The sequence below is a fragment of the Pedobacter quisquiliarum genome (assembly GCF_014642175.1).
Lineage (GTDB): Bacteria > Bacteroidota > Bacteroidia > Sphingobacteriales > Sphingobacteriaceae > Pedobacter > Pedobacter quisquiliarum.
In genome coordinates this window covers 19,934-33,841 of the sequence record NZ_BMIL01000005.1, presented here as the reverse complement: position 1 = coordinate 33,841, position 13,908 = coordinate 19,934, and the positions used below count along the sequence as shown (strand labels likewise).

The following is a 13,908-nucleotide window of genomic DNA, read 5'->3' as shown; positions in this document are numbered from 1 at the left end:
AAAATAATCTGCATTTTTGTAAATATGAAGACCCCGCAAAAAAGAACAACCATATACGACATTGCAAAGAAGCTGAATATCGCTGCCTCTTCTGTGTCCAGGGCCCTTAGCAACAGTTCTAAGGTGAATCCTGCAACGAAGGCGCTGATTTTGAAAACCGCAGCGGAGATGAATTATCAGCAAAACGTTATGGCTTCGAACCTGAGAAAGGGTAGTAACCGCACCATTGGCGTGGTTGTTCCCCGCATCAATCAGGGGTATTTCTCCAACATCATTGCAGGGATGGAAGACATCACCTACAATAAAGGTTATAATCTGATCATCTGCCAGTCCAACGAGTTGCATGCCCGGGAGGTCGACTGTGTAAACGCATTGATCAATCAGCATGTAAACTGCATTGTCATTTCCATTGCTGCTGAACCCGGCGGGCATGAACACCTGCAGCAAGTGCTGGATCATCGGATCCGCCTGATCCAATTTGACCGGGTAGTGGATGAGCTGGAGACTTTTAAAGTCATTAACGACAATGAACGTGCTTCCAGCGAAGCGGTTAGCCATCTGATACAACAAGGGTATCAGCGCATCGCGTTGCTTGAAGGCCCGCAGAATCTGGATATTTTCAGGCAGCGTAAGGAAGGTTACCTGAGTGCGTTGCGGAAACACGGCTTGCCGATATTGGAGGAGTTGATGTGTGAGAATGCCTGGACCAAGGAGCTCAGTGCGGAAGCAACCCGCAAGTTGCTGGGCATGAAGAACCCACCGGATGCGATATTTGCTTCTACATCAGACTTTTCCGCGTTGGGCGTACTGGAAGTTGCCACCCAGATGGGGATCAGCGTACCAGAACAACTTGGCATCTGCGGCTATTCCAACGAACCCTTTACAGAAATTACCAGTCCTTCCATCACCACCATAGACCAGTATAGCTTCAGTATGGGCAAAACGATCGGCAACCTTTTCTTTCAGGAGATGGAAGTTGCTGATTTACATATCGAACCAAAGATCATGAGCATAAAACCAAAGCTTATCGTGCGGAAGTCTACACAGCGTTCTTAAATATACCGGGCCTACCCCACTGGGATGATTATTAAAGAATGCAATGGATTGCATTCTTTAATAATTTGTTTACTTTAGTGCTATTAACCAATACCATCCCGAATGAGCACCCGAAAAATTGTAACCATATACGACATTGCTGAGCGACTAAAACTAGCGCCATCAACAATTAGCAGAGGTTTACAAGACAATCCCGCGGTAAACGAAAAGACGAGAAAGCGCATTATGGCTGCTGCTGCGGAAATGGGTTACCGATTTAACACATTCGCCAGCAACTTAAGGAAACAACGCAGCAACATGATTGGCGTGATTGTGCCGCGCCTGAATAGTTACTTTATATCTTCCATGCTTGCCGGCATTGAAAAGGAAATCAACAGCGCCGGCTATGACATGCTGATTAGCCAGTCGCTGGAACTGGAAGCAAATGAGATCAAATATGCCAGAGCCATGCTGAACAACCGTGTGGATGGCCTGATTGTTAACCTTGCTGCAAATACGCGCAACCTGGACCACTTCCAGGAATATAGTCGCCATAACCTGCCACTTGTCTTTGTAGACCGTGTTTTTGAGGATGATGACTTCAACAAAGTGATGATCAACAACAGCAGAGCCGGTTACGACATCACCCGCCACTTAATTGAACAAGGCTGCCGCCGCATTGTACACCTGACCGGAAGTTTGATGCGTAACGTTTACCAGGAACGTAAGGCGGGCTACCAACGTGCTTTAGCGGAATTCCAGATCCCTTACGATGAAGAACTGGTGCTGGAAACGGAGCTTACGGAAGATGCTTCCGCAGCCGCAGCAGAAAAGATCCTGAAAATGAAGAACCGTCCCGATGCCCTGTTCGTGTCTAACGACATGTCGGCCGCCATTTGTATGAAGGTTTTCAAGGATGCCGGACTGCACATTCCGCAGGACATCGCCGTTGCGGGTTTCAACAATGAAATCATCTCCCGCCTCTCCGACCCCATGATTACCACCATCAATTATCCCGGAGAAGAAATGGGCAGAACCGCTGCGAGGCAGCTGATCAATTTGATTGAACATAAGTCGGACAACGACCTGACGAAGTCTATTATACTGAAGTCGCAACTCGTTGTGCGCGGCTCTACCTTAAAAAAGCCTACAACCAACCTATAGTACATGAAAACAAAACTAGCAATAGTGACCGGTGGTGCAGCCGGACTGGGACTTGCGATGAGCACGAAATTCGTGGCAGCGGGCATCCGTACAGTGATGATCGGCCGGAACGAAGCAGCATTAAAGGCAACGGCAGCGACACTTGGCGAGCTGTGCAGCTACAAGGTCCTGGATCTGCAAAAGCTGGATGCGATTCCAGCCTGCATAGCAGAAATCGTAAATACCTTCGGCCAGATCGATATCCTGATCAACAATGCCGGTATAAATATGAAAAAGGATTTTCTGGAAGTTACCGATCAGGATTTCTACAACATTATCCAGACGAATGTGCTGTCGGTATTTGCCATCAGCCGCGAAGTCAGCAAGGTGATGGTGAAACAAGGTCAGGGCGCCATTGTAAACATCAGTTCGATGGCCGCACAATATGGTATTCCAAAAGTTATTGCTTACACCGCGGCAAAGTCGGCCATTGAAGGCATGACCAAGGCTATGGCTGTTGAACTATCGCCACTGGGCATTCGCGTGAATTGCATTGCGCCTGGGTTCATTAAGACAGCGATGTCTTCCAAGGCGCTGGACAATGATCCGGAACGGAAGAACAAGGTACTCTCGAGAACCCCGATGGGGCATCTGGGACTGCCGGAAGACGTCGCCGATACCGCATTATACCTGAGCAGTGATGCCGCAAAATACATTACAGGCACCATCCTACCGGTTGACGGTGGGAACTCCATAGGATTTTAGACATAAGGGCAATGCGATGAAGCAGAAAATACAGTTTACACAAAGCATGCGCTGGTACGGGCCGAATGATATTGTAAAGCTTTCGGACTTGCGCCAGGCAGGTTGTACAGGTGTCGTTACGGCCCTGCATCACATTCCGGTTGGCGAGGTTTGGCCGGTTGAAGAAATTCGCTTGCGGCAGCAGCAGATTGCTGATGCCGGCATGGAATGGACCGTTGTGGAAAGCCTACCCGTACATGAAGGCATTAAGACCAAAAGTCCGGACTGGCCGAGGCTGATTGCGAACTACCAGGAGAGCCTGAAGAACCTGGGCGCCTGTGGCATCAAGGTGATTACCTATAATTTTATGCCGATCCTGGACTGGATGCGCACAGAAGTAAGCTATGAGCTTCCCGAGGGCAGCAAAGCCCTGCGCTTCGAGCGACTCGCCTTTGTAGCATTTGATTTGTTTTTACTGCAGCGCCCCGGCGCCGAGCAAGATTACAGTCCTGCAGAAGTAGCGCGTGCAAGCGCGCATTTTGAGGCAATGGACAGCGACGCAAGAGCGGCTTTATTCAAGAATACCATGTTGGGGCTTCCAGGCTCGGATGTACCCTTCACCCCCGAGTTCATCCTGAGTACGTTGGGTACCTATGCACACATTGACGCAGCGGCGCTCAAAAACAACCTAAAGGATTTCTTACAGGCTGTGCTTCCAACGGCAGAAGCCGCCGGGCTGAAGATGGCGATCCATCCGGATGATCCGCCATATTCCATTCTTGGTTTGCCAAGGATTGTGAGTACTGCTGCGGATCTGGACTTCCTGCTGGAAGCTTATCCTTCTACTGCGAATGGCCTATGCTATTGTACCGGATCTTTAGGGGTACGCGCAGATAATGATCTTACGGACATCATTGACAAACATGGGGAACGCATCCATTTCGTACACCTCCGGAATGTAAAGCGTGACGCTGCGGGCAACTTCTTTGAAGCCAATCACCTGGATGGTGATGTGGATATGTATGCCGTGGTGAAAAAGCTGGTTCAGGTGATGCAGGAAACCGGCAATAGCCTCACCATGCGGCCGGACCACGGACACCAGATGCTGGATGATCTGCAAAAACAAACCTATCCTGGCTATTCGGCAATCGGCCGGTTAAAGGGACTCGCAGAACTTCGGGGCCTGGAACATGGCATCCTGAATGCATTGTAAAATTTAAAACAACCAAATATGAACAAACTGACGAAAAAAGAACTGGCACTTCTGCTTTCTTTCCCTTTGCTGCTTGCAGCATGCAGCGGCGGCGCCAAGCAGGAAGCGGAAAAAGAAGCAGACGGTGCATTTAAAGGGGCCATCTCTAAGCCCCTGGTGACTGATATTTACACCGCCGACCCATCAGCACATGTCTTCAACGGCAAAATCTACATCTATCCTTCACATGATATTGATGCCGGTACGCCTGAAAATGATAACGGTGACCACTTTGACATGAAAGATTACCACATCCTTTCTATGGACAGCATCGGTGGCGCGGTAACGGATCATGGCGTGGCATTGGACATTAAAGATATTCCATGGGCAGGTCGACAGCTTTGGGCGCCAGACGCGGCATTCAAGGATGGTACGTATTTTCTGTACTTCCCGGTTAAAGACAAACAGGATGTATTCAGAATCGGGGTTGCAACATCAAAGTCACCCACAGGACCGTTTAAACCGGAGCCTAAACCAATTGAAGGGAGTTATAGTATAGACCCTGCAGTATTTACGGATACGGATGGCAATTCATATATGTATTTCGGTGGCATCTGGGGTGGCCAGCTGCAGCGCTGGAAAGATGGGAAGTATGATGCCAATGGCTCAAAAACCGATCTGGAAGATGATAAACTTCCATCTCTAAATGCTAAAATCGCGAAGCTTAGTCCGAACATGAAGGAATTTGCGGAGGCACCGAAAGATGTTGTGGTGGTTGACAAGGATGGTAAACCGATGCTAACGGGTGATCATGACAGACGTTTCTTTGAAGCGGCCTGGGTACATAAATACAATGGTAAGTATTACTTCAGCTACTCCACTGGTGACACGCATTTTCTGGCGTACGGCATTGGCGATAGTCCATACGGACCGTTCACTTACCAGGGTGCCTTTATGAAGCCTGTTGTAGGCTGGACAACCCACCACTCTATTGTTGAACAAAATGGAAAATGGTTGTTGTTTTACCACGATACAGAAGTTTCAGGTGGCAAGACACACCTGAGGAACGTGAAAGTCACTGAGCTGAAACATGATGCAAATGGAAAGATCGAAATGATTGATCCTTACAGCAAGAAATAGTAAGCTGCGCCTTAATTAAAAAACCCCTATTCCTTTGATTATGAATCATCAGAATAGGAGTTTTTCTTTTTTAATGTCCTTTATAGACGTGCCTTGTTGTTATTTATAGATCAGGTCGTTACCTGTATATTCAAGTGTTCGGAACAGCGCCTGGTTTGTTGAAGGCGTACCTGAAGAGGTGGCATACAAGCCAAAGAGGGCACCGATGAATCCACCTGCAACTTTGGTGCTGAGGAATTTACCATCTTGCACCTCCCCGATTTGTTTCCATTTACCATCAGCTGCCGCGTAGTGGAACCGGTACTGGTCGCCATCTGCAGCGATCTTGAATTTCAATTCAGCCGTATTCTGAGGGATGGATAGTTGAGATAAGAGGTCCATATCCGCGCTTTGATCCTTCGCTTTGAAGAGCTGGACCACTGGCTTACCTGCTTTATCTACTGACTTCGCCAGGAAGTAGAAATGGGCTTCGTCCTGCAAGATTACCAATCCCGCTTTTTCATTTTCACTTTTTGCATTGAAGCTAATGGTTGTGGTGGCTTCACTTTTTAAATGTTGCTGTCTTCTGCCTACGAAAGATGGATTGGCTTTGCCCATAACGGTTTCCGGCTGCAGTGCCAGGCTCAGGCCATTTGCGCTTGGTTTGTACCAGGCACCTGGTTTGGTGCGCAGGAACAGCAAGGACAGGTCTTTATCGGTACGCAGATCGTGTTTCACCGTAAAGTTTCCATTCTGCGGCACCTGCCCCGCGACCGGTTTAGTCTTGAAATTTACATCGTAGGCATATTGTACTTCCTTTACGTCTGGGTTGATCACCGGCCAGCCAGTGCTCCAGCTTACCGGTGCGATGAAGGTTTCCCTGCCAGTATTGTAGTAATCGCCTTCATAAGGGCGGACGCCAAGGAATACCGCATAGGTTTTTCCATCCGGACCTTCTACAAGGTCGGCATGGCCGGTTGAAGTCACCGGGTTCTTGCGGTTCGGATCTAAGCCTTTCTGGGTTAAGATCGGATTCTTATCGTAAGGCACGTAGGGTCCGGTGGCTTTGTCGCTCCGGAAGGCGACCTGCGTATGGTTGATGGAAGTTCCGCCTTCTGCTGCAAGCAGATAATAATGTCCATCCCGTTTATAGATGTGGGGGCCTTCTATCCACACGGGCTTTTTAGAAAGGTCTACCCCGCCATTGATCAGCTGGATTTCAGCACCTTTAACTTTAAGTGCTTTGGCGTCGAAAGCGAACATGCGTACCGTGCGATGGCCATCATACAGCGGTTTGTTCTCTGGTGCCTCACTGTTGTAAATGATGTATGCTTCATCGCCATCAAAGAACAGGGATGGATCAATGCCACGGACTTCGGGTATGGCAACCGGATCGCTCCAGGGCCCGGCAGGATTGGTCGCCGTGATCACGAAATTGCCCATATTATCAATATCTGTACAAGTGATGTAGAAGGTACCATTATGGTAGTTTATGGTTGGCGCGAACAAACCACGCGTGAGCCGCTCGCCCATGAAGTCCATTTGCGATGGCCTGTCGATTGCGTTTCCGACTTGCTTCCAGTTGTTCAGGTCTCTACTATGAGACACCGGAATACCCGGGAAGTAGGAGAAGGTAGAATTAATCAGGTAGTAGTCGCCCCCAACCTTTATTATGCTGGGGTCTGGATAGAAACCAGGCAGAATGGGATTGACCAGTTTGTTTTGCGCATAGCTGGCCAGGGATAGGAATAGCAGTGTGATCAGGGAAAGAATTCTCATAGACATGATTTTAAATTGTACGCAATCTTTAATATACAAGTGCTTATCCTTAAAAGTAACAAATAAATCATCATGCACAATCGATTGCTAAAAATATTGCTTTTACGTGCATGGATTTGCTTGCTGATCGAAATAATATGCGCTCATTATGCTTCTTTTAGGGTTTTACCAGCAGAGAATCGTATGGTGTCGTTTGAGTTTATGACCAGGGTAATACGCTGATAAACTTACAATAAGGCAGAAGATCTGACGAACTGCGACATAGAATTTGTTTTATGCAATCAAATGAGCATATTTGATTATACCAAATAATATCGATTGCATTTAAACCGTATGAAATGAATAGGATTCTGACACTTTGCGCAGCAATCATTGTACTGTGTGCCTTCCAGCTTGCGCCAGTCAAGGACAAGAAAGGACTTAAGGACTATTATAAATCATATTTCCCGATGGGTGTTGCCGTTTCAGGGCGATCAACGACGGGTCAGGAGGCTGATTTCATTTTGAAGCACTTCAACAGCGTCACACCGGAGAACTCCATGAAAATGGGGCCCATCCATCCAAAGCAAAACACATACAACTGGGCTGAATCTGATGCCATTGTGAATTTCGCAGTGAAAAACAAGCTTAAGGTACGCGGCCACAACCTTTGCTGGCACGAACAGACGCCCGATTGGATCTTTAAGCATGAAGACAATTCGGTGGTATCCAAAGACAGCCTGCTGAATCGCCTGCGCGACCACATCCACACCGTGGTGAAAAGATATAAAGGGAAGATCTATGCCTGGGACGTTGTAAATGAAGCCATTGATGACAATCCGGCAAACTATTTACGCCCATCTGAATGGCTGAAAATCTGCGGTGAAGAATATATCGCCAAGGCTTTTATATATGCCCATGAAGCAGACCCTGATGCGCAGCTCTATTACAACGATTACAATACAGAACGCCCGGAAAAACGGGATCGCATCTTCAAGCTGTTGAAGCAATTGAAGGATCAAGGCGTGCCCATTCATGGTGTAGGCTTGCAGGGCCACTGGTCTTTATATGAACCAACGAAGACAGAACTGCAGGAGACCATCCAGAAATTCGCTTCGCTGGGGCTGAAAGTTCAGATTACCGAGATGGACGTTTCTGTATATCCATGGGAGAAAGAACGCCGGAAAATACGTCCAGGCGAGCAACAGCTATACACAAAAGAAATGGAGGATAAGCAAAGCAAGAAATACGCAGCGTTATTTGAGGTCTTGCGACAGGAGAAAGCATCCTTGACTGGCGTGACCTTCTGGAACGTATCTGACCGTTACAGCTGGCTGGACACTTATCCTGTAGAAGGCCGGAAAAATTACCCGCTCTTGTTCGATCAGGAATACAAACCTAAAAAGGCTTTCTGGAGCGTTACAAAGTTCTAAATCCGGCTTTATCGCTGATTTGTGCTGGATATCATTGCCTGGAGTAAGGTGTATGACCCGTGCCTAGTACTGTGTAGTGCATCTTCGGATGCGATTATTTCACATTTAATTTTTTCAACCATATGTTTCTAAAGTCTTTCAAATTGCTGGTTTGCATCGTGCTGGTCTGTCAGGCAAATACTGCGCTGCAGGCGCAACAACGCGGCAGCAGTGCTGGTCAGGTCATGGTTTCATTTACACCAGGCGGCGGAAGCTTCCCACTGGTTACGACAGAAAACGCTGCACAGCTGTATGTAGAAAGCACCAATCCGGCAGGAGTAAAACGTACCATTGAAGACTTTAATAAGGACGTTGCGCGGGTAAGCGGAAAGCAGTTGAAAACGACAACGGCACTTCAGGGTAAACACCTGGTTATTGCCGGGGTGATCGGTCAGCATACCGCAATCGACAAGCTGGTGAAAACCGGGAAGCTAGATGTTAAAGGTATCGCGGGCACCTGGGAGAACCATGTGGTGCAACGCATAGCGCAGCCCTTTCCTGGGGTTGATGAAGCTTTGGTGATTGCCGGGAGCGATAATCGGGGTACAATCTACGGTCTTTACACGCTTTCAGAACAGATGGGCGTATCGCCATGGTATTGGTGGGCAGATGTTCCGGTAGTTAAACATGAAAGCATATATATCCAGCCTGGCCGGTTTAGCCTTGGTTCACCAGCGGTAAAATACCGGGGGATCTTTTTAAACGATGAGGCCCCTGCCCTTTCGGGCTGGACGGCGGCTAAGTTCGGCGGCTTCAACAGTAAGTTTTATGCGAATGTCTTTGAATTGATCTTACGACTAAAGGGCAATTATTTATGGCCGGCGATGTGGGGCAATGCGTTTTATGCGGATGATCCTGAGAACGCGCGACTCGCAAATGAATATGGCGTCGTGATTGGTACTTCGCACCATGAACCGCTGATGCGTGCCCATGATGAATGGCGCAGGTTTGGAAAAGGCGCCTGGAACTACAACACGAATGCAAAGGCCTTGCAAGACTTCTGGAAAGACGGCATCACCCGGATGGGCAAGAATGAAAGTATTGTAACGATTGGGATGCGTGGCGATGGCGATGAACCCATGAGTGAAGAGCACAACATTAGCCTGCTGGAAAAAATTGTTACGGATCAGCGTAGCATCATTGAATCGGTGACAAAACGTAAAGCTGCTGAAACGCCGCAGCTTTGGGCGCTTTATAAGGAAGTGCAGGACTATTATGACCGGGGTATGCGCGTGCCTGATGATGTGACGTTGCTGCTGTGTGATGACAACTGGGGTAATGTACGCAAGTTGCCCTCACTGGATTCTCCATCCCGCCAGGGCGGTTATGGCATCTACTACCACTTCGATTATGTGGGTGGGCCGCGCAACTATAAGTGGATTAACACCAATCCAATTGCTAAAACCTGGGAGCAGATGCACCTGGCTTATGAATATAACGCCAGACAGATCTGGATTGTAAATGTTGGTGATTTGAAGCCAATGGAGTTCCCGATCAGTTTCTTCCTTGACTATGCCTGGGATCCGGAGCAGATTCCTGCAGATGCACTGGAAAACTATACGATTAACTGGGCCTCGAAACAGTTTGCAGAGCAGTATGCTGAAGAAATTGCTTCCATCATAATCACCTACGGCAAGTACAGCGGGCGTAGGAAGCCTGAGCTATTGGACCAAACCACCTTCAGTCTGAAGGCACATGCAGAGTATGAAAGGGTTGCGGAAGAATACAAGCAGCTTTTGGCGAAAGCAGAAGCTACCGGTAAAAAACTAGGCCCGGCATTTCAAGATGCGTACTACCAACTGGTTTTACATCCTGTGCAGGCATCTTCGAACTTGTACAACCTTTATCTGGCCGTTGCGAAGAATCACGCCTATGCGGCGCAAAACCGCATTGCTGCCAATGATGAAGCGGCCGCAGCCCGGAAGTTTTACGCGAAGGATGCCGCAATTACGCGTTTCTACAACGATACGCTGGCAGGTGGAAAATGGGCGCATATGATGGATCAGACGCATATTGGATACACCTACTGGCAGCAACCGGACTCGAACAAGATGCCAGAAGTAAAGACCGTCGTGCCACTTAATAAAGCAATGATGGGGATATCACTGGCGGTTGCCGGCGATACGCTTCCAGAGTTTAACCGTTACAGCAGGCGGCAACAGTATATAGAGATTTACAACAAAGGGAACGGTGCTTTAAATTACAAAGTTGAAAGCAAACAACCCTGGCTAAAGCTAAGCAGCAATGCGGGCAAGGTGGATAAAGAGGCGCGGATTTTGGTGCAGGTAGATTGGGCCATAGCACCCGCAGCAAATACGGTTGTGCCGATTGTTTTGAAAAGTGGCAAGCAGCGCTTTACGGTTTATGCATCTTTGAAACACTATCCGGCGGATTTGAAAGGTTTCGTGCCTGATGATGGGGTAATCTCCATTGAAGCGGCACACTACACACAGGCAACACCGGGTCGTTCCGCATCCTGGAAGATCTTGCCGGATCATGGCAGAACCTTGTCGGGCGTAACACCTTTCCCAGTTACAGCCAAAGCCGTTGTGCCAGGCTCTTCCGACAGTCCGGTGCTGGAATACCAGATCAACACAACCACCTCAGGGCCGCTTAAAGTGGCGGCATACCTCTCGCCAACGCTGAACTTCCAGAACAACAAACCGATACACTATGCGGTATCGATAGATGATGAAAAGCCACAGGTGGTGGAACTTAATCCTGAAAAAGGCGATCGGAACTGGGACAGGAATGTAGCGGAGAACATCAATATCCGCACAACCATACACCAGACAGGAAAACCGGGTGCACATACGCTGAAAATATGGATGGTCGATCCAGGAGTAGTACTGCAGAAGTTGGTTGTTAGTCCGGAAAATTACAAAGAAGAAACCTACCTGGGACCACCAGAAAGCACCTATAAACTATAACCAGATATGAAAAGAAACCTGCTTGCACTATGCCTGCTGCTGCTGATTTGCAGTCAGACCTACGGAGAATCGGGGTACCGCTTATGGCTCCGTTACGATAAAGTAAAGGATCCGGCCTTGCTGGAAAATTATCAACGCATGGTTACACAGCTTGTTTTTCCGGGCAAGTCGGCCGTGCTGAATGCGGCTAAACAGGAACTGAAGCTTGGCCTGAAAGGGCTGCTGGGTCAGGACCTGAATGCGGCTGCGGTTAGTCCTACACTTTCCGGGGCACTGCTTGTTGGCACACCAGCTTCTGCAAAAGCAATTGCTGCATTGCCTCTGGCCAGCAAATTAAAGGCACTGGGCAAGGAAGGTTTTCTGATCCAATCGGTACAAGTAAAAGGTAAAGCAACGACGGTTATTGCAGCCAATTCTGATGTGGGCGTGCTGTATGGCGTATTCAAGTACCTGCAACTGCTGCAGACCGGGAAACCGCTGAGCAACCTGAACATCAGTTCGGCTCCGAAGATCCAGCTGCGCATGCTGAACCACTGGGATAACCTGGATCGCTCCGTGGAGCGTGGTTATGCAGGTTTATCGCTCTGGGATTGGAAGACTTTGCCAGATGTTTCAAACCCGAGATACCGCGATTATGCACGCGCAAATGCATCCTTGGGCATCAACGGTACAGCACTCACCAATGTGAATGCAAATGCGAAGATCCTGACCAAGGAATACCTGGTTAAAGCCGCAGCACTTGCTGATGTTTTTAGAAGTTACGGCATTAAGGTGTACTTAACGGCAAGGTTCAGCGCGCCAATTGAAGTTGGTGGCTTGAAGACTGCCGATCCGCTTGATCCTGCGGTGCGCCAATGGTGGAAGGACAAAACAACTGAACTTTACAAGTACATACCTGATTTTGGCGGCTTCCTGGTGAAAGCGAATTCAGAAGGGCAACCTGGTCCGCAGAACTACGGCCGCAACCATGCCGATGGTGCAAACATGCTTGCCGATGCCGTAGCGCCACACGGTGGCATTGTGATGTGGCGGGCTTTTGTGTACGACAACAAGGTTCCGGAAGACCGGGCGAAGCAAGCTTACTCCGAGTTTAAACCACTGGACGGCACCTTCAGGAAAAATGTGATTGTGCAGGTTAAGAATGGCCCGATCGACTTCCAGCCACGCGAGCCATTTAGCCCGCTTTTCGGCGCCATGCCGAAGACCCCACAGATGATGGAGTTTCAGATTACCATGGAATACCTTGGGCAATCTACACACCTCAGCTACCTGGGGACGTACTTTAAGGAAGTACTTGATGCCGATACTTACAGCAAAGGCAAGGGTTCTACGGTGGCCCGCATTGTTGATGGCAGCCTGGATAAACATAGCATTTCGGCGATGGCCGGCGTGGCCAATATTGGGCTGGACAGCAACTGGTGCGGCAATATCTTCAACCAGGCGAACTGGTATGTTTACGGGCGACTGGCCTGGGACCATGATTTACAAGCGGAAACAATCGCAGATGAATGGCTGAAAATGACCTTCACGAGTGACAGTGGTTTTGTAGCGCCGGTTACGCAGATGATGATGGCCTCCCGGGAAAACGTGGTGAACTACATGACCCCGCTGGGCCTGCACCACATCATGAGCGAAGGCACCCACTATGGACCCGGCCCCTGGGTAAACAGCGCGGAACGTCCGGACTGGAACTCGACTTACTACCATCGTGCGGACAGTGCAGGAATTGGCTTTGATCGTACTTCAAAGGGCACCAATGCGGTGGCTCAATACGCAGCGCCGGTTCGGGAGATGTTTGAGCAGGTGGAAAAAACCCCAGAAGCGTACCTCTTGTGGTTCCATCACCTGCCATGGACGTACAAAATGAAGTCGGGCAATACGCTTTGGAATGAGCTTGTGGACAGGTACTACTTTGGCGTATCCGCGGTGCAATTAACCAGACATACATGGGCGGGCCTGGAGCCTCATGTGGATGCACAACGTTTTAAAGCTATAACGGCCTTGTTGGAAAGGCAGGAACAGGAAGCCAAATGGTACCGTGACGGTTGTGTGTTATACTTCCAGACTTTCTCTAAGATGCCCATCCCTGCGGGATACGAAAAACCTGCACATGAGCTGGCCGCATACATGAACCCTAACTTTATCCCGATGCCGCCACTGCCTGCTATTCTGCAGTAAGGGGAGACAGGTTATTTAATTCTATTATCTTATTCTAGCGCCTGCGCCATTATGGGCGACAACACTTATGAAAAGCACTGCCGCAGGGTGGTGCTATTTTGTATTTATTAAGCTTTAATCCCTTATTTACCGCATTCGATTGTCTTGTTATTTGCACTAGAATGTAATTGACACGAAAATTTTTGTACTACACAGGTTTCGTTTAATCTTCTAACTAGCCGGATTATGCATAGCAATCAAACTGTAAAACAGCGTTTTATTCAGATACGCATTGATTTTGGAAGATTTTAGACGATAAGCAGCGGTTAACAAAAGCATGCTGCTTAAAATATTTTGA

9 protein-coding genes are annotated in these 13,908 nt (G+C 48.6%); 8 read left to right on the top strand and 1 reads right to left on the bottom strand.

The genetic code is table 11. The features are described 5' to 3' along the window. Positions 1 to 24: 24 nt before the first annotated feature. From IEW69_RS08320 to IEW69_RS08300, 5 genes are all read left to right on the top strand, one after another. Positions 25 to 1,056 (top strand): LacI family DNA-binding transcriptional regulator, encoded by a 1,032-nt coding sequence (locus IEW69_RS08320; protein WP_188626383.1) that lies wholly within the window; start codon positions 25 to 27, stop codon positions 1,054 to 1,056. A 102-nt stretch (positions 1,057 to 1,158) separates the two neighbouring features. Further along, positions 1,159 to 2,199, top strand: coding sequence for a LacI family DNA-binding transcriptional regulator (locus IEW69_RS08315; RefSeq protein ID WP_188626382.1), 1,041 nt, complete (start codon positions 1,159 to 1,161; stop codon positions 2,197 to 2,199). A 3-nt stretch (positions 2,200 to 2,202) separates the two neighbouring features. Continuing rightward, a complete protein-coding gene (locus IEW69_RS08310; RefSeq protein WP_188626381.1) occupies positions 2,203 to 2,943 on the top strand; it encodes an SDR family NAD(P)-dependent oxidoreductase in 741 nt (246 codons plus the stop codon). A 16-nt stretch (positions 2,944 to 2,959) separates the two neighbouring features. Beyond that, positions 2,960 to 4,135, top strand: coding sequence for a mannonate dehydratase (gene uxuA, locus IEW69_RS08305; RefSeq protein WP_229663561.1), 1,176 nt, complete (start codon positions 2,960 to 2,962; stop codon positions 4,133 to 4,135). 18 nt (positions 4,136 to 4,153) lie between these two features. Continuing rightward, positions 4,154 to 5,254, top strand: a complete 1,101-nt coding sequence (locus IEW69_RS08300) for a glycoside hydrolase family 43 protein (RefSeq protein WP_188626380.1) — start codon at positions 4,154 to 4,156, stop codon at positions 5,252 to 5,254. Positions 5,255 to 5,353: 99 nt separating this feature from the next. Here the strand turns inward: IEW69_RS08300 and IEW69_RS08295 are convergent, their stop codons facing one another. Next, positions 5,354 to 7,012, bottom strand: a complete 1,659-nt coding sequence (locus tag IEW69_RS08295; RefSeq protein WP_229663560.1) for a glycoside hydrolase family 43 protein — start codon at positions 7,010 to 7,012, stop codon at positions 5,354 to 5,356. Positions 7,013 to 7,350: 338 nt separating this feature from the next. On the opposite strand from IEW69_RS08295, the gene IEW69_RS08290 reads away from it, so the two are divergent. The 3 genes from IEW69_RS08290 to IEW69_RS08280 all read left to right on the top strand — a co-directional run bounded on the left by IEW69_RS08290 (position 7,351) and on the right by IEW69_RS08280 (position 13,571). Then, a complete protein-coding gene (locus IEW69_RS08290; protein ID WP_188626378.1) occupies positions 7,351 to 8,424 on the top strand; it encodes an endo-1,4-beta-xylanase in 1,074 nt (357 codons plus the stop codon). 122 nt (positions 8,425 to 8,546) lie between these two features. Next, positions 8,547 to 11,393, top strand: coding sequence for a glycosyl hydrolase 115 family protein (locus IEW69_RS08285; protein WP_188626377.1), 2,847 nt, complete (start codon positions 8,547 to 8,549; stop codon positions 11,391 to 11,393). 6 nt (positions 11,394 to 11,399) lie between these two features. Beyond that, positions 11,400 to 13,571, top strand: a complete 2,172-nt coding sequence (locus IEW69_RS08280; protein ID WP_188626376.1) for an alpha-glucuronidase family glycosyl hydrolase — start codon at positions 11,400 to 11,402, stop codon at positions 13,569 to 13,571. The last annotated feature ends 337 nt before the right edge of the window (positions 13,572 to 13,908 follow it).

Excerpts from the sequence above, each read along its gene's own strand:
- IEW69_RS08320 (WP_188626383.1), top strand. The coding sequence starts at position 25 with ATGAAGACCCCGCAAAAAAGAACAACCATATACGACATTGCAAAGAAG.
- IEW69_RS08315 (WP_188626382.1), top strand. The coding sequence starts at position 1,159 with ATGAGCACCCGAAAAATTGTAACCATATACGACATTGCTGAGCGACTA.
- IEW69_RS08310 (WP_188626381.1), top strand. The coding sequence starts at position 2,203 with ATGAAAACAAAACTAGCAATAGTGACCGGTGGTGCAGCCGGACTGGGA.
- uxuA (WP_229663561.1), top strand. The coding sequence starts at position 2,960 with ATGAAGCAGAAAATACAGTTTACACAAAGCATGCGCTGGTACGGGCCG.
- IEW69_RS08300 (WP_188626380.1), top strand. The coding sequence starts at position 4,154 with ATGAACAAACTGACGAAAAAAGAACTGGCACTTCTGCTTTCTTTCCCT.
- IEW69_RS08295 (WP_229663560.1), bottom strand. The coding sequence starts at position 7,012 with ATGAGAATTCTTTCCCTGATCACACTGCTATTCCTATCCCTGGCCAGC.
- IEW69_RS08290 (WP_188626378.1), top strand. The coding sequence starts at position 7,351 with ATGAATAGGATTCTGACACTTTGCGCAGCAATCATTGTACTGTGTGCC.
- IEW69_RS08285 (WP_188626377.1), top strand. The coding sequence starts at position 8,547 with ATGTTTCTAAAGTCTTTCAAATTGCTGGTTTGCATCGTGCTGGTCTGT.
- IEW69_RS08280 (WP_188626376.1), top strand. The coding sequence starts at position 11,400 with ATGAAAAGAAACCTGCTTGCACTATGCCTGCTGCTGCTGATTTGCAGT.